Below are 21,611 nucleotides of genomic sequence, written 5' to 3'. Positions count from 1 at the left end.
TGCGCGCCTCAGCCGTCCAGCATCGCTTTGTCCCGCACCGCACCCTTGTCTGCGCTGGTCGCCAGCAACGCGTACGCCTTCAACGCTGTAGTGACCTTGCGCGGACGCACCTCCACCGGCTTCCAGCCTTTTGCATCCTGCTCTGCGCGACGACTAGCGAGCTCTTCGTCGGACACCAGCAAATTGATCGAACGATTAGGAATGTCGATCAGGATCTTGTCGCCGTCGCGCACCAGGCCGATCGCACCGCCTGCGGCGGCTTCCGGCGAGGCGTGGCCGATCGACAGGCCCGAGGTGCCGCCGGAGAAGCGGCCGTCAGTGAGCAGGGCGCATTGCTTGCCCAGGCCCTTGGATTTGAGATAGCTGGTGGGGTAGAGCATTTCCTGCATGCCGGGGCCGCCCTTGGGGCCTTCGTAGCGGATCACCACGATATCGCCGGCCTTCACTTCATCGGCGAGGATGCCCTTGACCGCCGAATCCTGGCTTTCGTAGACGCGGGCGTTGCCTTCGAACACGTGGATGGATTCGTCCACGCCTGCGGTCTTCACCACGCAGCCGTCGCGGGCGATATTGCCGTACAGCACGGCCAGGCCGCCTTCCTGCGAGAAGGCGTGTGCGACATCGCGGATGCAGCCTTCGCTGCGGTCGGTATCCAATGTGTCCCAGCGTGTGGCCTGGCTGAAGGCAATCTGGGTGGGGATGCCGGCCGGGCCGGCCTTGTAGAACGTGTGCACGGCCTCCGCGTCGGTCTGGGTGACGTCCCATTGCGCGATGGCATCGGCCAGCGTGCGTGCGTGCACCGTGGCCGCGTTGGTGTGCAGCAAACCGCCGCGTGCCAGCTCGCCGAGGATGGCCATGATGCCGCCGGCGCGATGCACGTCTTCGATGTGGTACTTGGGCGTATTCGGCGCCACCTTGCACAGCTGCGGCACGCGCTTGGACAGGCGGTCGATGTCGCGCATGCCGAACGGCACCTCGCCTTCCTGCGCGGCGGCGAGCAGATGCAGGATGGTGTTGGTCGAACCACCCATGGCGATGTCCAGGGTCATCGCGTTTTCGAAGGCCTCGAAGGTGGCGATGCCGCGCGGCAGCGCGGTGGGGTCTTCGCCGCCATACCAGCGATGGCACAGCTCCACCGCCACGCGCCCGGCGCGTAAGAACAGCTGCTCACGGTCAGCGTGCGTGGCCACCACGGTGCCGTTGCCCGGCAGCGACAGGCCCAGCGCTTCGGTCAGGCAGTTCATCGAGTTGGCGGTGAACATGCCCGAGCACGAGCCGCAGGTGGGGCAGGCGCTGCGCTCGAACTCGGCCACCTTTTCGTCGGAGGCGCTGTCGTCGGCGGCGATCACCATCGCGTCGATCAGGTCGAGCTTGTGCTCGGCCAGCTTGGTCTTGCCGGCTTCCATCGGGCCGCCGGAGACGAACACGGTGGGGATGTTGAGCCGCAGCGCGGCCATCAACATGCCGGGGGTGATCTTGTCGCAGTTGGAAATGCACACCAGCGCGTCGGCGCAGTGCGCGTTGACCATGTACTCGACCGAGTCGGCGATGATCTCGCGGCTGGGCAGCGAATACAGCATGCCGTCGTGGCCCATGGCGATGCCGTCGTCCACGGCGATGGTGTCGAACTCCTTAGCCACGCCGCCGACGCGTTCGATCTCGCGCGCGACAAGCTGGCCGAGATCCTTCAGGTGCACGTGCCCGGGCACGAACTGGGTGAACGAGTTGGCGATGGCGATAATGGGCTTGTGGAAGTCGCCATCGCGCATGCCGGTGGCGCGCCACAGTGCGCGGGCGCCGGCCATGTTGCGGCCGTGGGTGGAGGTCTTGGAGCGGTACTCGGGCATGGCGAAGTCGATGGCTGATTGGCGAGCGGTGGCTGGCAATTAGACCGCGTCGCAACTGTTGCTGCTGCAACGGTCGCGGCGCGTTCCGGTGATCTGGCACGGTAGCACGCGGGCGCATGCACGCCGTGCTGGCGGGCGGGCGAGGGCATCGTGCGCAGCGCACGCGGAATGCAGCAGCGCCGGCCGGCACTGCACGTGAACACGCGCCCCGGCTCCCGCTGCATCACGTCGTCGGCCCGGCATGTAATGCGATGTAAACGTATGCGGGCGCGCATGCAGTGCCCGGAGTGCGAACCGGAGCGCAGATCGCGCCGCCGGGACATCGGCAGGATTGTCCCTAGACCGGTGCGGCCAATGGGGGAGCAGCACCGCCAAGGATCTCCACCAACGGCACCGCAGGAGGCGCCCATGTCCGACCATCCTCATTCACGCCGCACGGCGGCAACGTCGCATCCCATCGACCAGACGCCGGCGGCAACGGCCGGCATCACGCGGCGTCGCGTGCTGCAGGGCGCAGCGGGCGCGGCGGCGCTGGCCGGCCTCGGGTGGGGCGGCCGCGCGGCCGCGCAGAGCGCCACCCTGCCGTTCGCGGGCCTGAACCTGTCGGGCCTGGCCTCCAACAGCTATGTGGAGAATGCCGAGATCGGCACGCACTACCGCGCCATCACCGCGCAGCACGTGGCTGCCGCCGGGGCCTGCCCGCTGTTCCGGCTGCCGACCACCGCCGCGCGCTTCACGCGTGGGCAGGGCGTGGCCTTGAACGAGACCTACTGCCGCCAGGTCCAGGACGCACTGGACCACATCGCCGTACGCGGCAAGCGCGCCATCGTGGAGCTGCATGACTACATGCGCCTGCCGCAGCGGGTGGCCGCCAAGTCCGGCTACCGGCGCGACGCCAGCGGCACGCTTGTCGATGCACGCGGCAACCGCGTCGACAACCCGGCCGCAACCGAGGTCTGGGCCGACACCTATCCGCTGCGCAGCTTCGGCTACCAGGGCTATTTCGATCGCCGCGACCAGTTGCTCAAGCTCTACGAATACCGCGTGATCGGCACGCCGGGGTGCACGCTCTACAACGAGGCCGGCCTGCCCGACCTGTGGGCACGCATCGTCAACCGCTTCAGGCAACACCCGGCGGTGTTCGGCTGGGGCGTGATGAACGAGCCATACCAGGGGAAGGAGCGCAACGCCGATGGCAGCGTGTTGTCGATGGCGGCGCACTGGCAGAACACCGCCACCGCGTGCTGCAAGACCATCATCGATCGCGACCGCGACCACTTCGTGTTCGTGTGCGGCAACGGCTATGCCAGTGCCCGGCTCTGGCAGCAGGACTCGATGGGCCTGTTCGACATCCCCGATCCCTACAACCGCATCGTCTACGAAGCGCACAACTACCTGGATAGCGACGGAGCTGGCGGCGGCAACTGGGTCGGGCCCGGCGGGCGCAACGAGGTGGTCAAGCCGGACACCGGCATCGAGATGGTGGCGCCCTTCATCGAAGCCCTGCAGCATGCCGGCAAACGCGGCTATCTGGGTGAGCATGGCTATCCGGCCGGCAACCACAGCGCGGAGGTCGCCACCACGCGCATGCTGGCGCATCTGCAGGCCAACAATATCCCCAGCACGCAGTGGTGCTTCGGCCCCGGCTGGCCGGATGACGATGTGCTGGGCATGAGCTACGACGTGGGCGCGGACATCCAGGCCAAGAGCAATCTCGCTGCGGTGCAGGCCTTCTTCGACGTGCGCCTGTCCGGCTACGTGCCGCCACCTCTCTAACCCCGGCGCCGCCGCGGCCCGGAGGACGCGGCGGTTTACACTGATGGCATGCGCATGGACTTCCCGTGCCGCGCCGGCTGCGCGGCCTGTTGTATTGCCCCGTCGATCAGTTCGGCGATCCCCGGCATGCCGCAGGGCAAGCCGGCGGGCGTGCCCTGCGTGCAGCTCGATGGCCGGGGCCGGTGTCGCCTGTTCGGCTTGCCGACGCGGCCGGCGGTGTGCGCCAGCCTGCGTCCATCGGAGGACATGTGCGGCGCTTCGCGCGCCCAGGCGCTGGCCACGTTGACGGCACTGGAGCAGGCCACGCGGCCGTAAGCGGCGCCAGGTCACCGGCGTCCTTGCTGCCATGCAACCCCGCCGCCATGCAACCCGCAGCTGGCTGCGGCTGCGCTGCATCCCGGGCGGCCAGGGATGCGCGGCGTGTGGCGCGTTGCTGCCGTCATCTCTCTGCGCGTCGGCCTGCCAGCAGCAGGCCACGGGTGTCTGCGGCAGGTGCATCCAGCTCGAAGGCGGTGTACCCGTGTCGCAGAGGGCCGATGCTGGCCTGCAGCCGCAGGGCGGGGACCCGGATTCAGCCCGCGCTGGCGCCGCCCAGATACTGATCCTTGAGCCGCACGTAATGCTGAGCGGAGTAATGCAGGCTTTCGATTTCCTTGTCGCTGAGGGTGCGGGCCAGGCGCGCGGGATTGCCCAGCCACAATTCGCCTTCGCCGACGATCTTGCCCGGGCCGACCACCGCGCCGGCACCGACAAAGCCGTAGCGCTTGACGGTGGCGCCGTCCAGCACGCAGGCGCCCATGCCGATCAGGCACAGGTCTTCAATGGTGCAGGCATGCAGGATGGTGCCGTGGCCAACCGTGACGTCGGCGCCGATCAGCGTCGGGTAGCCGGCCTTGTTGAACGGGCTATGGTGACTGACGTGGATGATGGTGCCGTCCTGCACGTTGGTACGCGCGCCGATCTGCACGTGATTGACGTCGCCGCGAATCACCGTGCCCGGCCACACCGATACGTCATCGCCCAGGCTCACCTTGCCGATGATGGTGCAGGCAGGGTCGATATAGACGCGTGCGCCCAGTTGCGGGATGTGGTCCAGGAACGAGCGAATCGGGGTCACGATGATCTCCAGCATGTCGGCGTGCCGCCCGGTGCGGGCACTGCCGGCATGATAGCGGGGCGACTGTCGCATGCGGCAAGCGCTGGCGTGGCAAATGACCTGTCTGGCTGTGGCCGTGGATGACGCAGCGGCGCGGCGTGTTGAAACGACCGACGCCAGAACCTGTGGGGCTACGCCTGAATGTTTGCTGGAGCTCCGAAGGGATCGAGTTGCACTGCGTGTGGAGGTTTGCAGTCATGCGCATCTAGCGTCGTTCAAGTTCGCTACCGCGAAATCTCGTATGCCATGCCTGCGCGACGAGTGCAGCAATGCGCTTCGCACTCCGGACCAGACGAACGTGGCGGTTACCCGGTCCGATCGCACGCCAGGTCACGCGCTGCAGCAGTAGGCGCGAGGTCGATCGTGTCCGTGCAAGCAATCCGCATGCCCCGGGTGCCGCCATGCAGACACCTCAACGAATGCATGACGAGCCAGACGAAGCGCTCTGCCAGCCTGTTCGATAAGCGCACACCAGTGCGTGCGGTTGTATTGAACGTCCCCTGCGATCGGCCTAGCGTGCCGATGGCGTTTTGCAGCGCGGCGCTCGTGCTGCGTTGCAGTGCCGATGCATTGTCGAGTGCCGCTGCTGCTTCGAGGCTTGCCCGCATCTTCGTCGTGCTGCCGCTGCACGCTCGCATGGCCACGCCTGCAGTTGCCAACGCACCTGCCATTCCTACACCAGGATCACCCGATGACCCCGAGCGCCGCGACACCTGCACCCTTCGTACTGGAACGCATGACGCCGTTCCAGTGGAGGGCGGTGGCGGTGTGCGTGTTGCTGACCATGCTCGATGGTTTCGATGTGATGGCGATGGCCTTCACCGCCCCGCATGTGTCGGCGCAATGGCAGTTGTCGGGCAAGCTGCTCGGGGCCTTGTTCAGTGCCGGCCTGGTCGGCATGGCAGCAGGATCGCTCATGTTGGCGCCGCTGGCCGACCACATCGGGCGGCGCGCGACGATCCTGGCCTGCCTGGCAATCTTGACCGTGGGCATGGGGGCCTCGGCGCTGGCCACCGACGTGTGGCAACTCGGCGCGTTGCGTGCGTTCACCGGCATCGGCATCGGCGGCATGCTGGCCTGCGTTGCGGTCATCGCTGCCGAGTATTCCACCGCCCGGTGGCGCAGCACGGCATTGGCGCTGCAGGCCACCGGTTACCCGACCGGCGCAACGCTGGGCGGCGCAATCGCGGCGTTGCTGTTGCAGCAATGGTCCTGGCATTCGGTGTTTGTGCTCGGTGCGCTCGGGTCGCTGCTGTGCGTGCCCTTGGTGCTGGCGTTTTTGCCCGAGTCGCTGGATTTTTTGATCACGCGGCGCCCGCCCGATGCAGCCGCACGCTTCAACGCGGTGCTCGCACGCATGGGCATGCCGCCGCATGCGGTACTGCCGTCACCGCCGCAGATTCCCAATCGGGCGCAGGGCTATGCGGCCCTGTTCGTGCCTGCATTGCGGCGGCAGTCGCTGTTGATCGCGCTGGCGTTCTTTCTGCTGATGTTCGCGTTCTATTTCGTACTCAGCTGGACCCCGAAGCTGCTGGTCGTGGCCGGCTTGTCGGCGGCGCAGGGCGTGACCGGTGGCGCGTTGTTGAATCTGGGCGGCATTGCCGGCGGGGCGGTCTTCAGCGCATTGGCCGCACGTGCGCGCCTGTCGCGGCTGACCGCCGGCGCGCTGGGGATCTCGGCGCTGGCGCTGCTGGCCTTTGGCCTCTACAACACCGTGCTGAGCTGGGCGTTTGCCACGGCGGTGCTGAGCGGCGCGGCGCTGTTTGCCGCCATCGCCGGGCTGTATGCGGTGGCGCCGGTGGTCTTCACGGCGGCGGTGCGTTCCACCGGCATGGGCTGGGCGATCGGGGTGGGCCGCTTCGGCGCGATCGCCTCGCCGCTGTGCGTAGGCCTGCTGGTGGACGCGGGCTGGTCGCCGGCGGCCCTGTACCTGGCCTGCAGCGTGCCGTTGCTGCTTGCGGCCGTCGCCGTGCTGGGCATGCGCCTGCCGGCGCGCTGAACTGCCCGGCTGGCGGTTGTCACGCAGCTGAGCGAGGTCGACCGGGCCAAAGAAATTCTGCGCACTGCCGATACCCCGACAGACCCTCCATCGTTGTGGCGGGCTCTTCCGCGGACCATTTGCAGATCAGCGCCGGCATGCTCAGAACCATCGACTCCGATCAACTCCGCCCCGGCATGTATGTCTACAAGCTGCTGGGCGCGTGGGTGCACCATCCGTTCTGGAAGACCTCGTTCCTGGTCGATTCGGATGACGTGGAGAAGATCCATGGCAGCCGGATCGAGCAACTGGTGATCGATACCGCGCGTGGCCTGGATCTGGAAACGGCGGCGCCGGACGCACCCGACCCGGAGCCCGAGCTGGCGGTACCGTCACCATCACCACCACCGACGCCCGAACCGCCCACCGCCACGCGCACCGCGCGCACCAATAGCGTCACCGCGCAGGTCGGCATCGAGTCCGAAGTGGTGCGCGCACGCAAGATCTTCGAAGACGGGCGCGACACGGTCGAGGCGATGTTCCGCGACGTGCGGCTTGGACGTACCGTCGACACCGAGGCGGCGATGCCGCTGGTGGAAGCCATCAACGAGTCGGTCCTGCGGCATCCGCAGGCCCTGATCAGCGTGGCAAGGCTCAAGACCGCCGACGACTACACCTATCTGCATTCGATGGCGGTGGCCGGCCTGATGAGCGGGCTGGCGCGCCAGCTCGGCTTGCCCGAAGGGCAGGTCGTCGAGGCGGCCATGGGCGGCCTGCTGCACGACATGGGCAAGGCGGTGACGCCGCTGGACATCCTCAACAAGCCGGGCAAGCTCACCGACGACGAAATGGAGGTCATGCGCCAGCATCCGCTGGATGGTCATCGCCTGCTGGTGGCCGGCGGCGTGCAGAACGCGGTGGTGCTGGAGATCGCGCTGCACCATCACGAGAAAATGGACGGCAGCGGCTACCCGAACCGCCTGGTGGGCGAGGACATCTCACTGATGTCGCGGATGGGCGCGGTGTGCGATGTGTACGACGCCATCAGCTCCGACCGCCCCTACAAGCGCGGTTGGGATCCGGCCGAATCGCTCAAGCGCATGGCGTCGTGGCAGGGGCATTTCGACCCGGTGGTGTTCCAGGCCTTCGTGCGCCGGCTGGGGATTTATCCGGTCGGCTCGCTGGTGCGGCTGGAGTCGCAGAGACTGGCGGTGGTGATCGAGCAGACCGCCGATGCGCTGCTCAAGCCCAAGGTCCGCGTGTTCTATTCGGCCAAGTTGCGCAGCCATGTGCTGGTGCAGGACATCGATCTGTCGCGGCCGGATTGCCAGGACCGCATCGCACAGATGGAAAGCCCCACCGACTGGGGCTTCCGCGACCTCGAGAAGCTATGGTTGCCGTAATCGGTAATTCGTAACCCGTAGGCCACCAGTTAGCAGTTGGCCTAGCTGGCACGCAGATGCATCGAGCGAGCGCCACGCCAGTTGAGGAATCCCGCTGGGTGATTGGGCTGGATGCGCAAGCGTCGCGTGGTGACAACCGCAGCGTTGTCCTCGTGCTTGCCGCCACCGCTGCCAGGCCCGGCACACCGCACGCACCCGTGCCCGGCGCGCCGGCCGCAAGCCGGTTGCCGCACCACCACCAGGCGCATTGGTCAGCCTGGCGAGCGCGACCATGCTGCGCTGCAGCTTGGCAATGTAGTTATGATCCATAACTATTCCGGAACGCAATCACTTGCCAACCTGGAACCCATGTCTCAGCCGTGCCTGGATGACCGTCGCTTCCCACACCTGCCTGCCGCCGCAGACGGCCGCCCTGTGCTGGCGCTGGACCGGCACCTACATGCTGTGGCCTGCCTGCACGACGGGGCCACGCCCCCCTCGGCATGCCTGAGCGCGTCTACAATGCAGCTCACGCCGCGGACCGGCGTTGCGGGCAGTGTGCGTTGCGCGCACCGGTCCGCCCGTCGTCTTCGCTGCGAGAACCGTCATGTCCGTCACTGCCAATGCCGCCCTGCCGCCGGATGCCGTCACCACGGTGGATCAGGCGCGCCTGCTGCGGCTGCTGGGCTACCGCATCACCCGCACCGAGTTGCTGGTGCGGCGGATGTTTCAGGACTGCGTGGCAGCGTTCGATCTCAAGCCGGTGGACTTCTCGCTGCTGATGCTGGTGGACGGAAACCCGGGCATCAACCAACGCCAGATCGGCGATGTGCTTCACGTGTCGGCGCCCAACCTGGCGATCGTGGTGGCACGCCTGGTCAAGCGCCGGCTGCTGCGGCAGGTGCGGGGACGCCAGGACCGACGCATGCAGCACCTGTCGCTGACCACCGCCGGTGTGACCCTGCTGAGCGCCGCCGAGGCCGAAGTGCTGCGGATGGAACAGCAACTCAGCGTGGTGCTTGGCAGCAGCGAGGCGCCGTTGCTGCGCGCGCTCGACCGGCTGGACCGTCTGGACACCGCCTGATCCGCAGCTGCCGTGCAGGCGCACGGCCCGCTTTCCACCTGGCCTTTGCACGCGCCGTCGCCGGCGTGTCGATCGCGCCTGCCTGACCGTTGTTCCGCCGCAGTGTCCGCTGTCCCTCCCCGTGCTGGAGATGTTTGCAGTGAACTATCGATCGGTCCTGTCTGGGTTGTCTTCCCGCGCGTCGGGGCTGCGCCGCGCAGCGCTTGCCACGGTGGCGCTGCTCGCTGCCGGCACCGCCGCGGCGCAGAACCTGCCGCAGAGTACGACGCTGACCAACGGCATCAATACCGGCGGTACCAGCTATCTGGACGGCTTCACCCGCACCACGCCCGGCTGGGCGGTGATCACCTATCTGCGTCAGAGCTCACTGGATGCGGTCAAGGATTCCCGCGGCAACGACGTGCCGGTGTTCGATCGCCCACGCATCGATTCGACCCTGCTGCTGACCCAGGTCGCCTATGTCACGCCGTACCAGCTCTTTGGCGGCGCGGTTGGCATCAACACGCTGCTGCCGCTGATCAACCTGGATGCCTCGTTCGGGCGCAACAGCATTGCCAGCTTGCGCGACAACGGCGCCGGTGTGGGTGACCTGACCTTTGGCCCCTATCTGCAGATGCTGCCGGTGATCCGCAATGGCAGGCCGGTGTTTTCGCAGCGTTTCGAAATCAATGCGATCGCGCCGACCGGCAAGTTCGACCGCGACCGCGACCTCAATCAGGGCGCCGGCTACTGGTCGCTGGTGCCGCAATACGCGTTCACCGTGTTCCCGACGCCCAACTGGGAAGTCAGCGCACGCATCAACTACATCTACAACTTCCGCAGCGAGCGGCGTCCGAACCTGCCGCCGGGCTTTGCGTTCCGCAACGGCCAGGCCGGCGATGCGGGCTGGATCAACTTCGCAACATCCTGGGAAGTGGTGCCCGACATCCGCCTTGGCGTGAATGCCTATTACCTCACCCAGTTCCGCGACAACCGCACCAACGGGCAGCGCGTGGCCGACACCCGCCAACGCGTGTTCTATGCCGGCCCCGGCGGTGTATGGCGGATGGATGCCAACAACATGCTGTTTGCCAATGTGTATCTGCCGGTGGAGGTCAAGAACGCTGCCTCCGGCAACAACGTCAACCTGCAGTACGTCCATGTGTTCTAGCGCCGGTACGGCCGGCCTCTTCGGAGAGTGGCAATGAATTTGCAGAACAAGACGATCGTGGTCACCGGCGTGGCATCGGGCATCGGTGCCGAAGTGGCGCGCCTGGCCCGTTTCCATGGCGCCAGGGTGATCGGCGTCGATCGCACGCCGGTGCAGATGTCGCTGCACGGGTTCCACCAGGCCGATCTTGGCGATCCGGCGTCCATCGATGTGCTGGTGCAGGCCTTGCCGGAGCGCATCGACGCGCTGGCCAACGTGGCCGGCGTTCCCGGCACCGCACCGCTGGAGGTCGTGGCGCGCGTCAACTACCTGGGTCTGCGCCATTTGAGCCGGGCGCTGCTGCCGCGCATGACGCCTGGCGGTTCCATCATCAACGTGGCCTCCATCCTGGGCGCCGAATGGCCGCAACGCCTGGAGCTGCACAAGCAACTGGCCGCCACCGACAGCTTTGCGTCCGGCACTGCGTGGTTGCAGGCGCATCCGGTGAGCCACGACACCTGCTACCAGTACTTCAAGGAAGCGCTGATCGTATGGACCCTACTGCAGTCGCGGACCTGGTTCGCCGAGCATGGCGTGCGCGTCAACAACGTCGCGCCCGGACCGGTGTTTACGCCGATTCTCGGCGATTTCGTCACCATGCTCGGCGAGGAGCGCGTCAAGGAAGACGCCAAGCGCATGACGCGTCCGGCGTACGCCGACGAGGTGGCAGAGGCCATCGTGTTTCTCGCCTCCGATGCTGCGCGCTGGATCAACGGCATCACCTTGCCGGTCGATGGCGGGCTGGCGTCCACCACCCTGTAACACCACCCCCTCAGCAGGAGGCTAGACCATGAACGCTCTCCCCAACACCGCGATTGCCGCGTCGTCCGTCCCGGCGTGGCATGGCTGTATCTTCAATGGCGACTGGGTGCCCGGCAACGGCGGCACCGCGCAGATCATCGAACCGGCCACCGGCAAGCTGCTGCACGAAGTGGGCAAGGCCGATCTGGCCGATGTCGCCGCTGCCGTGGCGCTGGCGAAAAAAGCGCAACGTGCCTGGGCAGCCACGACGCCGCGTGAGCGCGCTGCCGTGTTTCACCGTGCCGCGCAGCTGATGGAAGCGCGCAGTGCGGAAGCGGCGCTGCTGATCGCGCGCGAAACCGGCGGCATCCTGCCCAAGGCCCAGCGCGAAGTGAACGAGTCGGTGGTGTTCTATCAGCAGGCGGCGGCGCTGCCGCTGCAGGCCGTCGGCCAGGTGCTGCCCACCGGCGCCGGCCAGCTCAGCCTGGCCCGGCATCTGCCGCTGGGCGTGATCGCGGTGATTTCCCCGTTCAATTTTCCGTTGATCCTGTCGCTGCGGTCGGTGGCTCCGGCGCTGGCGATGGGCAATGCGGTGGTGCTCAAGCCTGACCCGCGCACGCCGTACACCGGCGGCGTGGTCATCGCGCAGGTGCTGGAGGAAGCGGGCCTGCCGAAGGGCTTGTTGCACGTGCTGCACGGCGATGCCGCCATCGGCCAGGCGCTGGTCGAATCGCCGGATGTCCCGATGATTGCCTTTACCGGCTCCACCGCTGCCGGGCGACGCATCGGCGAGATCGCGGGCCGGCACCTGAAGAAGGTGTCGCTGGAGCTGGGCGGCAACAACGCGGTGATCGTGCTCGACGACGCCGATCTGGACAGGGCGGCCTCTGCCGTGGCGTTCGGCGCCTACATGCATCAAGGGCAGATCTGCATGGCCACCGGCCGCGTGCTGGTCCAGCGCAGTATTGCCGATGCGCTGACCCAGCGGCTGGCTGAAAAGGCCAGGCATCTGCCTGTCGGCGATCCGGTCAGCGGCACCGTGGCACTGGGTCCGATCATCGACCAGCGCCAGCTGCAGCGTGTGATCGATATCGTGGACGACAGCGTCGCCGCCGGTGCGGTGGTGGAAGCCGGTGCCAGCAACGAAGGCCTGTTCTATGCGCCGACGGTGCTGTCCAATGTGCGTCCGGGCATGCGTGCATTCGACGAGGAAGTCTTCGGGCCGGTGATCAACATCACCGTGTTCGACACCGACGAAGAAGCCGCGGAACTGGCCAACCATGGCGAGTACGGCCTGGCCGCCGGCATCCTGTCGGCATCGGTGTCGCGCGCGATGAACCTGGGCGACAAGCTCCATACCGGCCTGTTGCACATCAACGACCAGACCGTGTCCGACGAAGTCATCAACCCCTTCGGCGGTACCGGTGCCTCGGGCAACGGCACCAGTGTCGGCGGGCCGGCCGACTGGGAGCAGTACACCCACTGGCAGTGGCTGACGATCAAGAACGAAGTGCCGCAATACCCGTTCTGATCGGCGTGGGCGACCGACTGCGCCAAGGGCCAAGCAGCACACTCGCGGCGTCGAGGGCGCGGTGCCCTCACCGCTTGCGGGACACGCCGTGAACCCGTCCTTGGGGGCTCGGTGGCGGCATCCATGCCGCCACACGGTCCCGCAACCGGTAAGGACACCGCACCAGACAGTTGGCCGGCACTCATCTGAATAGCTGTCTCTCGTGCGGTGTGCATCAGACATGGAGCCGATGCTCCATGGTCGAACAAGGCGCATCCAGCACGGCTCTTAGCCTTGCACACCGACCATCTCGCCTGGGTCCTTGCCCGCTCACCGTCGCGGGACCCTGAGCGGCATGGATGCCGCGCCGGAGCCTACATGGACGTACTTGCGGCGTGTCCTGCGATGGTGGGCGGGCAAGGACCCTGCAGCAAACTGACAGCACCGAGTGCGCGCTGCCCTCAACGCTTGCGGGACACGCCGTGAACCCATCCCTGGGGGCTCGGTGGCGGCATTCATGCCGCCACACGGTCCGGCAATCAGCGAGGACACCGCACCGGACAGTCCGCTGGTTACTTTGTTGAAAACCCTGCAACCAGCCCACGGATCGGCCGCTCTTAATCGCCAGCGCGAAAGCGCGTCGGCGAACAGCCGGCGTGACGTACGAAATAGCGGCTGAAATACGCAGCGTCGAAAAATCCAAGGTCGGCGGCGATCTGCTGCACGCTCAGGCTGGTGTAGCGCAGGCTGCGGCGGGCTTCGAGCATGATGCGGCGCTGCAGTAATTGCAGTGCCGAGGCGCCGGCCAGTCGCTGGCACAACGCGTTGAGATGGCCCGGCGTCAGGCCCAATTGCTCGGCATAGCGGGAGATCGGCCAATGCGCACGGTAATGCTCGTCGATCAAGGCCTGATAGCCGCGGAGATGGCGTAGTGCCGGGTCGGCATACGGACTCACCGCAGCGGCATCCTGCGCGTGTTCCAGCGCCGTGCGGGCGGTCCAGATCAACAACTGCGCTGCGGCGGCGTGCAATGCGGCCTCATGGCCGACGCGTCGGCAGGCATGGTCGTCGGCAATGCTGGCGAACAGCACGTCGAGCAGCCCGCGTGCGCGTTGTGCGTGCAGGACCTGCGGGATGGTCAGGGCAGTCTGCAACAGTGGTGCAGCACTCAAGGCGCCGCGCACCAGCGGCATGCACAAGGTGATGATGTGGCCGCGCACCCGCGGATCGAACCCGAAGCCATGCACGCACAGCGGCGGCAGCCAGATCACGCGCGCGCCACGCAGGCGCTGGCTGCGGCCATCCAGCTGCAGCGTCGCCGGCCCGCGTTGCACGTACAACAACTGTGCCAGGTCCTCGTGCCGGTGCGGAGTGATGTGCCAGTCATGTAGCCGGCTGCGTGCGGCAATCGACTCCCAATGCAACAACTCGGGTGTGTCGGCGTGCTGCTCGCCGTACAGGCCGAAGGCGGGCACCGCGGTGGCTGCAGCAATGGCGTGCGCGCGTCTGGGCATCGTCGAAAAGTCCAAGCACTGCGCGCAATCATCCCTTCACTGCACGCGCTTGGCTACCCACACTGGCCTGCATCCGTCAGCTGGGGCAGGAGCATTGCATGCGCACCCAAATCGCGATCATCGGCGCCGGCCCGTCCGGCCTGTTGCTGGGCGAGCTGTTGCTACGGGCCGGCATCGACACCGTGGTGATCGAGCGGCAGACGCCGGACCACGTGCTGGGGCGGATTCGTGCCGGCGTGCTGGAACAGGGCAGTGTGGCGCTGTTGCAGCGGGCAGGGGTTGGCGAACGCGTGCAGCGCGAGGGCCTGCCGCATCACGGCTTCGAACTGTCGCTGGATGGCCGCCGGGAGCGGATCGACCTGCTGCGCGGTTGCGGACGCAGCGTCACCGTCTACGGCCAGACCGAGGTCACTGCCGATCTGATGCAGGCACGTGCACGCAGCGCTGCGCCGACGTACTACAGCGCGCAGGACGTGACGCTGTGCGGGGTGGAAAGCGACGCACCCGCGGTGGAGTTCACCCATGAAGGCCGGCGCCAGCGCATCGACTGCGACTACATCGTCGGCTGCGACGGCTTCCATGGCATCAGCCGCGCCAGCATTCCGCCCGAGCGACTGCGCCTGTTCGAGCGGGTGTATCCCTTCGGGTGGCTTGGCGTGCTTGCCGACACCCCGCCGGTCCACGACGAGTTGGTCTACGCGCAGCACCCGCGCGGCTTCGCGTTGTGTTCGATGCGCTCGCCGACGCGTTCGCGCTACTACGTACAGGTACCGGCCGATGCGCGGGTAGAGGCATGGAGCGACCAGGCGTTCTGGGATGCATTGCGTGCGCGGTTGCCCGAGACGCTGGCTGCGCAATTGATCACCGGGCCATCGATCGAAAAGAGCATTGCGCCGTTGCGTAGCTTCGTCGCCGAGCCGATGCAGTACGGGCGCCTGTTCCTGGCCGGCGACGCGGCGCATATCGTGCCGCCCACCGGCGCCAAGGGCTTGAATCTGGCGCTGGCCGATGTCGGCCTGCTTGCGCAATTGTTCGAGCGCTGGAACGCGCGTGGCGACGCCGAGGTGCTGCAACGGTACTCGGCGCTGGCGCTGCAACGCGTCTGGAAGGCCGAACGGTTTTCATGGTGGATGACCACCTTGCTGCATACCTTCGCCGACCAGGACGCGTTCACCGCACGCATTCATGCCGCGGAACTGGAGTATCTGCTGGGCAGCGAGGCAGGGCGCGCGACGGTGGCTGAAAACTATGCCGGCCTGCCACTGGTGGAACTGCCGGAGTAAGTGTGGCCATGACCGATGCCGGAGATCCCTCGTGTGCGCCTGAGAATTCGGCTGCAGTGGTTACCGTCGGATTACCACCAATGCCGGAAGTGCCCTGGTGCACTCCAGGGCGGCTAGCGGGCGAGCAGACGCGGCCGTTAGGCTGGTGGCGACGCGTAGAAACCCTGTATGCCAAGGCGCGTCATTCCCCCAATCAGCGGCGCACCGTGCTGGCGTTCCAGCCAGCGTAGCGCCCGTCTCCACATAAGGAGTCTTCCATGAATAAGCTGTTCTCCCGCGCCTTGCTACTGGTCATGCTGGTAGCGCCGGTGGCTGCGTTCGCGCAGACCGCGGTGACCGAAAATCCCAACCACCAGAAGATGCTGCTCGGCTCCACCTGGCCGGAGACTGTCAACAAGCGGCTGGTTTACGACTTCTGGCGCATCGTGTTCGAGGCCGGGCAGGTGCAGGAAGCGCCGAAATACATGGACAAGAACTACATCCAGCACAACCCGAACGTGGCGAACGGCCGCGATGCCTTCATCGCGTTCCTGACCGCGTTCGTGCCGCCGACACCGGTGCAGGAACGCGTGCAGCTGCCGCTGGTGGCCATCACCGCCGACCGTGACCTGGTCACGCTGGTGTCGGTGCGCACGCTGCCGGATCCGCGCGATCCGAGCAAGACCTACACCACCACCTGGTTCGACATGTTCCGCATCGAAAAGGGCCTGATCAAGGAGCACTGGGATCCGGACACCATTGCCGGCCGCGCCAATACCGGCGGGCAGTAATCGCTGCTGCGTTGCAGGGCTGCAGCGTGCAGCTCTGCAATGCGTGATCCGTGCAGGGAGTAACAACCATGCACGTGGTTGACGAAAACGACAACGCCGGCCTGATGGCGGGCGTCGTCGTCTTGATGGCAGCGGTCAGCTGATGCGGAAGCCCATCGTCGCTTCCACCGCCTGCTGCCAGCCGGCATACAGTTGTTCGCGCTTGTCCTCGGCCATGGTCGGCTCGAAGCGGCGATCCACCGCCCACTGCTTGGCGATCTCTTCGCGGCTGCTCCAGAACCCGGTTGCCAAGCCGGCCAGATAGGCCGCGCCGAGCGCAGTGGTTTCGGCTACTTCCGGGCGCAGCACCGGCACGTTGAGCATGTCGCTCTGGAACTGCGCCATGAAATCGTTGGCGATCGCGCCGCCGTCGGCGCGCAGTTCCTTCAGTTCGATGCCCGAATCGGCCTGCATCGCGGTCAACACGTCGCGGGTCTGGTACGCCATCGATTCCACCGCCGCGCGCACGAAATGTTCCTTGGTGGTGCCGCGGGTCAGCCCGAACACCGCGCCGCGGATATCGCTGCGCCAGTACGGCGCGCCCAGGCCGACGAAGGCCGGCACCAGATAGACCCCGTCGTTGTCGCCGGCGCGTTCGGCATAGGCCTGCGAGTCGCTGGCCTTGCCGAGCATGCGCAGGCCGTCGCGCAGCCATTGCACCACCGATCCTGCGACGAAGATCGAGCCTTCCAGCGCATATTCGACCTTGCCGTCGATGCCCCAGGCAATCGTGGTCAACAGGCCGGCCTTGGACGCGACCGCCTTGTCGCCGGTATTCATCAGCGCAAAGCAGCCGGTGCCGTAGGTGTTCTTGGCCATGCCCGGTTCGAAGCAGGCCTGGCCGAACAACGCCGCCTGCTGGTCGCCGGCGATGCCCGCGATCGGCACCTGCTCGCCATAGAAATACTGGGTCTGGGTCATGCCGTAGATTTCGCTGGACGAGCGCACCTCCGGCAGCATCTCCTTCGGCACGTCGAGCATGGCCAGCAGCTCGGCATCCCATTCCAGCGTGTGGATGTTGTACATCAAGGTGCGCGAGGCATTGGTGTAGTCGGTGACGTGCACCTTGCCGCCGGTGAGATTCCAGATCAGCCAGCTGTCGATGGTGCCGAAGGCCAGTTCGCCGTTGCGCGCGCGTTCGCGGGCGCCGTCGACGTGATCGAGGATCCATTTGACCTTGGTGCCGGAAAAATACGCATCGATCAGCAGGCCGGTCTTGTCGCGCACCATCTGCTCGTGCCCGGCCTCCTTGAGTTGCGTACAGATGTCCTTGGTCTGCCGCGATTGCCAGACGATGGCGTTGTAGATCGGCTGGCCGGTGGCCTTGTCCCACACCACCGCGGTCTCGCGCTGGTTGGTGATGCCGATGCCGGCGATCGAGCGCGCATCGATCTGCGCATTGTTGAGCAGCTCGGTGATCGTGGTGTAGACGCTGGTCATGATCTCGCGCGGATTGTGTTCCACCCAGCCCGGCTGCGGAAAGATCTGGCCGAATTCGCGCTGCGCCACGCCGGCCACCTTGCCGTTGCGATCGAACAGCATCGCGCGCGAGCTGGTGGTGCCTTGATCGATCGCAAGGACGTATTGCTTTTCCATCGGAGATTCCTCGAACAATGCCGGCGCTGGCGCACGGCGAGAAAGTGGGCAATGCACGCCGCTGTTCGAGAGGCCAAGGAAACCGGGGCCTGCTCCACAGCGGCGCGGTGCTGTCAGTCGTGCAGCATCGCAGTCAGCGCGGATCGAGCGGCGCTTTGCCGCCTTGCAGGTGGCGCACGCGTGCCGGCAGGAACGGCAGGATCAGCCACTGGTAGGCAAGCGCGCCGATCGGGCCGCCGATCAACGGGCCGACGATGGGGATCCACCAGTAGTTGTCCTTGGCCGGCAAAGCGGCTTCGCCCCAACCGGCAAGGTAGGCGAACAGGCGCGGGCCGAAGTCGCGCGCCGGATTCATCGCCCAGGCTTCCAGATAGCCCATCGATGCGCCCAGCGTGGCCACCAGCAGGCCGATCATCAGCGCGCCGGAATTGGCGGTCGGCGCAGCTTCATTGAACTGCTCGGTGATGGCGAAGATGCCGAAGATCAGGAACGCGGTGATGATGATCTGGTCGACCAGCGCATGCATCGGCGTGACCGCAAGGCCGGGGGCGGTGAAGAACACTCCGGCGGCGCCACCGGCTTCGCGGGTGAGCTGCTGCACCTGGTTGTAGTGGTCGATCACCGGGCCATACAACTGGTAGACGATGGCCGCGCCCAGGAACGCACCGATCACCTGCGCGCCCCAGTACGGCAGCACCTTCTTCCAGGAGAACCCGCGGAACAATGCCAGCGCCAGCGTCACTGCCGGATTGGCATGCGTGCCGGACACCGAGCCGGTGACATAGATCGCCAGCGTCACCGCCAGGCCCCAGGCGATGCAGACGCCCCAATAGGCGTTCTGGTACGGGCTGGGGTCGTAGAGGACGTACATGGCCGCGACCGAATCGCCGAGCGCGATGATGATGAACATCGCCACCGCTTCGGAAATCAACTCACCCACCAGTTGGCGGCTCATGCGCGCGACCCCGTGCCGATGGCGACGACGCAGGCAGGATGGTGCGACGCGCGCATCGGCGCGCAGGGGTGCTGGGTAATGCTCATCTGGGGGTGCCCTCCACGTGACTCAGGATGATGCCGGCGAATGCGCCAGGATACGTTGCCGAACGACCCGTCCTCGCCGGCAACGCGGTTCGATCAGGCCGGCACGGCATCCGCCTGCCGGACTGATTGCGTCTGCAGGTACGCTTCCAGGCGCGCGCGCCCGGCCGCGTCGATGCGCAGACCGAGTTTGCTGCGGCGCCACAGGATGTCGTCGGCGGTCGCGGCCCACTCGTGGGCGCACAGGTAGTCCACCTCGGCCTGGTACAGATCGGCACCGAAGTGCGTGCCCAATGCCGCGATATCCTGTGCATCGCCCAGCAGCTGCTCCGCGCAGGTGCCGTAGTTGCGCACCAGCCGCTGCGCGGTGGGTGCCGGCAGCCACGGGCGTGCCGTGCGCACGCGTTCGAGCAGGCTGGCGATATCGCGCTGTTCGCCGCCGGGCAATGCATCGCCGCGCGCGGTCCACGCCGGCTTGCGTGCACCCAGCGCCTGGGTCAGGCGGTCGACCGCTTCTTCGGCCAGCTTGCGATAGGTGGTCAGCTTGCCGCCGAAGACGTTGAGCAATGGTGCGCCGTCGGTGAGCACTTCCAGCTGGTAATCGCGGGTGACTTCGGCGGCGTTGTCTTCGGCATCGTCGAGCAGCGGGCGCACGCCGCTATAGCTCCACACCACATCGGTGGGGCTGATCTGCTGCTGGAAATACAGGTTCACCGCCTCGCACAGATACTGCACCTCGGCCGCATCGATGCTGGGTGCGGCGGGGTCGGCCTGGTAGTCCACATCGGTGGTGCCGATCAGGGTGAAGTCGTGCTCGTACGGAATGGCGAACACGATGCGCCGATCCGGTTGCTGAAAGATGTACGCATGGTCGTGGTCGAACAATTTTGGCACCACGATATGGCTGCCCTTGACCAGCCGCAGTGCGTGCTTGTGCGGCACCGCGGCCACCTTGTCCAGGAACGACACCGCCCACGGCCCGGCCGCATTGGCGAGCGCGCGCGCCTGCACGGTGCGGCGGCGGCCGTCGCGGTCTTCCAGTTCGGCGTACCAGAAGCCCGCATCGCGCCAGGCACCGACACAGCGCGTGCGCGTGCGGATCTGGGCACCGCGCCTGGCGGCGTCCATCGCATTGAGCACCACCAGCCGCGCGTCCTGCACCCAGGCATCGGAATAGACAAAGCCGGTGCGCAGCGATTCCTGCAGCGGCTGGCCGACCGGGTGCGTGCGCAGCGACAGCCGGCGCGAGCGCGGCAGGCTGCGCTTGCTGCCGCCAAGATGGTCGTACAGGAACAGGCCGGCGCGAATCATCCAGGCCGGGCGCAGATGCGGTTGATGCGGCAGCAGGAAGCGCAGCGGCCAGATGATGTGCGGGGCCAGCCGCAGCAGCACTTCGCGCTCGGCCAGCGCCTTGCCGACCAGCGCGAACTCGTACTGCTCCAGGTAACGCAGGCCGCCGTGAATGAGCTTGGTGCTGGCGCTGCTGGTATGCGCGGCCAGGTCGTCCTGCTCGCACAGGCACACCGACAGGCCACGCCCGGCCGCATCGCGGGCGATGCCGACCCCGTTGATGCCGCCGCCTATCACCAGAAGATCGTATGTCTCGCCCATTGGTGTCTCCGTCCGGGCGCGCAGGAGCGAACCCAAGTTGTCATGTTCGAACATATTCGAACATCAAACCTTTTTGGAACGTGAAGAGCTGCGACGCCCGGGCTGCGGGCGACGTTCTAATGTTTGAGCCTATCGGGAACTCAAATTCGATCGCCAGGGTGGATCGATCGGGCGATTCAATCGGGGTGTGCATTGCGCAAACGCACACAAACGAACAATCGGCTCAGCCGGCGTTGCCGGGCGCGGCCAGGTGCACGCGGGTGCCGGCCTCGGCCAGCACGGCGGCCAGCTCCTGCGGCGGCGGCCGGTCGGTGAACCAGTCGTGCACCTGGGCGATTGCGCCCAGTCGCACCATGGCGTTGCGGCCGAACTTGCTGTGGTCGGCGGCCAGCAACACCTGCCGCGAGTGTTCGATGATGGCCTGGGCCACGCGTACTTCCTGGTAGTCGAAGTCCAGCAAGGTGCCATCCAGGTCGATGCCGGAAATGCCGATCACCCCAAAGTCCACCTTGAACTGCCGGATCAGCTCTACCGTCGCCTCGCCGGTCACGCCCTGGTCGCGCCCGCGCACCACGCCGCCGGCCACGATCACCTCGAAGCTGGGATTGGCGCTGAGCATCACCGCCACGTTGAGGTTGTTGGTGATCACGCGCAGGCCGCGGTGCTGCAGCAAGGCGCGCGCGACCTCTTCGTTGGTGGTGCCCAGGTTGATGAACAGCGAGGCATCGTCGGGGATGAAGCGGGCGACCTGTGCGGCGATGTGCTGTTTCTCGCGCGCCTGCAGCGCCTTGCGCGCGGTGTAGGCCAGGTTTTCCACGCTCGAGGGCATGCTGACGCCACCGTGATAGCGGCGCAGCACGCCGGCATCGCACAGCAGGGTCAGGTCGCGCCGGATGGTCTGCGGCGTCACCTCAAAGCGCGTCGCCAGCCCTTCCACCTCGGCAAAGCCCTGCTGCCGCACCAATGCCACCAATTGTTCCTGGCGCGGGTTGAGTGCCGGCGCCGGGACCGTCCTGTAGTGAGTCGACTCCATGCGCAGATGATCGCGCATGCGCGTGAGGATGCAAACACGCGCCGCGTGAGCGCCGGCGTGTCGA

Annotated in this window: 17 protein-coding genes; 10 read left to right on the top strand and 7 right to left on the bottom strand. The window is 66.6% G+C overall.

The genetic code is table 11. The annotated features are described in order from the left end of the window. Nucleotides 1-8: 8 nt before the first annotated feature. Entirely contained in the window at nucleotides 9-1,847 is a 1,839-nt protein-coding gene (ilvD, locus tag EO139_RS02980) for a dihydroxy-acid dehydratase (RefSeq protein WP_126969244.1), read from the bottom strand. A gap of 408 nt (nucleotides 1,848-2,255) precedes the next feature. Between ilvD and EO139_RS02975 the strand changes: the two genes are divergently transcribed. Both EO139_RS02975 and EO139_RS02970 read left to right on the top strand, forming a co-directional pair. Further along, on the top strand, nucleotides 2,256-3,623 hold the full coding sequence (locus EO139_RS02975; RefSeq protein ID WP_126969243.1) for a cellulase family glycosylhydrolase: 1,368 nt from the start codon (nucleotides 2,256-2,258) through the stop codon (nucleotides 3,621-3,623). A gap of 48 nt (nucleotides 3,624-3,671) precedes the next feature. Continuing rightward, nucleotides 3,672-3,938 carry a YkgJ family cysteine cluster protein gene (locus EO139_RS02970; RefSeq protein ID WP_104650573.1) on the top strand — a complete coding sequence of 89 codons (267 nt, stop codon included), beginning with the start codon at nucleotides 3,672-3,674 and terminating at the stop codon, nucleotides 3,936-3,938. Nucleotides 3,939-4,194: 256 nt separating this feature from the next. On the opposite strand, the gene EO139_RS02965 is transcribed toward EO139_RS02970, so the two are convergent. After that, complete coding sequence (locus EO139_RS02965; RefSeq protein WP_164739700.1) at nucleotides 4,195-4,740, bottom strand: gamma carbonic anhydrase family protein; 546 nt, start codon at nucleotides 4,738-4,740, stop codon at nucleotides 4,195-4,197. A gap of 730 nt (nucleotides 4,741-5,470) precedes the next feature. Here EO139_RS02965 and EO139_RS02960 point away from each other — a divergent pair. From EO139_RS02960 to EO139_RS02930, 6 genes are all read left to right on the top strand, one after another. Next, nucleotides 5,471-6,778, top strand: coding sequence for an MFS transporter (locus EO139_RS02960; RefSeq protein ID WP_126969242.1), 1,308 nt, complete (start codon nucleotides 5,471-5,473; stop codon nucleotides 6,776-6,778). A gap of 137 nt (nucleotides 6,779-6,915) precedes the next feature. Beyond that, on the top strand, nucleotides 6,916-8,160 hold the full coding sequence (locus EO139_RS02955; RefSeq protein WP_126969241.1) for an HD-GYP domain-containing protein: 1,245 nt from the start codon (nucleotides 6,916-6,918) through the stop codon (nucleotides 8,158-8,160). A gap of 586 nt (nucleotides 8,161-8,746) precedes the next feature. Beyond that, the gene (locus EO139_RS02945; RefSeq protein ID WP_104583863.1) at nucleotides 8,747-9,223 is read left to right on the top strand and encodes a MarR family transcriptional regulator; all 477 of its coding nucleotides are present in this window, start codon (nucleotides 8,747-8,749) and stop codon (nucleotides 9,221-9,223) included. A gap of 130 nt (nucleotides 9,224-9,353) precedes the next feature. Continuing rightward, the gene (locus EO139_RS02940) at nucleotides 9,354-10,373 is read left to right on the top strand and encodes a transporter (RefSeq protein ID WP_241235897.1); all 1,020 of its coding nucleotides are present in this window, start codon (nucleotides 9,354-9,356) and stop codon (nucleotides 10,371-10,373) included. A 33-nt stretch (nucleotides 10,374-10,406) separates the two neighbouring features. Beyond that, complete coding sequence (locus EO139_RS02935) at nucleotides 10,407-11,174, top strand: coniferyl-alcohol dehydrogenase (protein ID WP_126969239.1); 768 nt, start codon at nucleotides 10,407-10,409, stop codon at nucleotides 11,172-11,174. Nucleotides 11,175-11,202: 28 nt separating this feature from the next. After that, nucleotides 11,203-12,684 carry a benzaldehyde dehydrogenase gene (locus EO139_RS02930; RefSeq protein ID WP_115675716.1) on the top strand — a complete coding sequence of 494 codons (1,482 nt, stop codon included), beginning with the start codon at nucleotides 11,203-11,205 and terminating at the stop codon, nucleotides 12,682-12,684. Nucleotides 12,685-13,280: 596 nt separating this feature from the next. Here EO139_RS02930 and EO139_RS02920 read toward each other — a convergent pair. Then, nucleotides 13,281-14,177, bottom strand: a complete 897-nt coding sequence (locus EO139_RS02920) for a helix-turn-helix domain-containing protein (protein ID WP_126969237.1) — start codon at nucleotides 14,175-14,177, stop codon at nucleotides 13,281-13,283. A 98-nt stretch (nucleotides 14,178-14,275) separates the two neighbouring features. Here EO139_RS02920 and pobA point away from each other — a divergent pair, with 98 nt between their 5' ends. Both pobA and EO139_RS02910 read left to right on the top strand, forming a co-directional pair. Further along, nucleotides 14,276-15,460, top strand: a complete 1,185-nt coding sequence (gene pobA, locus EO139_RS02915; RefSeq protein WP_126969236.1) for a 4-hydroxybenzoate 3-monooxygenase — start codon at nucleotides 14,276-14,278, stop codon at nucleotides 15,458-15,460. A 257-nt stretch (nucleotides 15,461-15,717) separates the two neighbouring features. Further along, complete coding sequence (locus EO139_RS02910; RefSeq protein ID WP_104583857.1) at nucleotides 15,718-16,230, top strand: nuclear transport factor 2 family protein; 513 nt, start codon at nucleotides 15,718-15,720, stop codon at nucleotides 16,228-16,230. 135 nt (nucleotides 16,231-16,365) lie between these two features. Here the strand turns inward: EO139_RS02910 and glpK are convergent, their stop codons facing one another. From glpK to EO139_RS02890, 4 genes are all read right to left on the bottom strand, one after another. Further along, nucleotides 16,366-17,865, bottom strand: a complete 1,500-nt coding sequence (glpK, locus tag EO139_RS02905) for a glycerol kinase GlpK (RefSeq protein ID WP_104583856.1) — start codon at nucleotides 17,863-17,865, stop codon at nucleotides 16,366-16,368. Nucleotides 17,866-17,998: 133 nt separating this feature from the next. After that, nucleotides 17,999-18,820 carry an MIP/aquaporin family protein gene (locus EO139_RS02900; protein ID WP_104650579.1) on the bottom strand — a complete coding sequence of 274 codons (822 nt, stop codon included), beginning with the start codon at nucleotides 18,818-18,820 and terminating at the stop codon, nucleotides 17,999-18,001. Between the two features lie 179 nt (nucleotides 18,821-18,999). Beyond that, nucleotides 19,000-20,514, bottom strand: a complete 1,515-nt coding sequence (gene glpD, locus EO139_RS02895; RefSeq protein ID WP_126969235.1) for a glycerol-3-phosphate dehydrogenase — start codon at nucleotides 20,512-20,514, stop codon at nucleotides 19,000-19,002. Nucleotides 20,515-20,737: 223 nt separating this feature from the next. Then, nucleotides 20,738-21,565 carry a DeoR family transcriptional regulator gene (locus EO139_RS02890; RefSeq protein ID WP_104650580.1) on the bottom strand — a complete coding sequence of 276 codons (828 nt, stop codon included), beginning with the start codon at nucleotides 21,563-21,565 and terminating at the stop codon, nucleotides 20,738-20,740. Nucleotides 21,566-21,611 lie beyond the last annotated feature (46 nt).

This window comes from Xanthomonas sp. BRIP62411, assembly GCF_003993525.1.
Taxonomy (GTDB): Bacteria; Pseudomonadota; Gammaproteobacteria; order Xanthomonadales; family Xanthomonadaceae; genus Xanthomonas; species Xanthomonas euroxanthea.
Note: the sequence above shows the minus strand (reverse complement) of the source record. Positions and strands in the feature narration are given on the sequence as shown.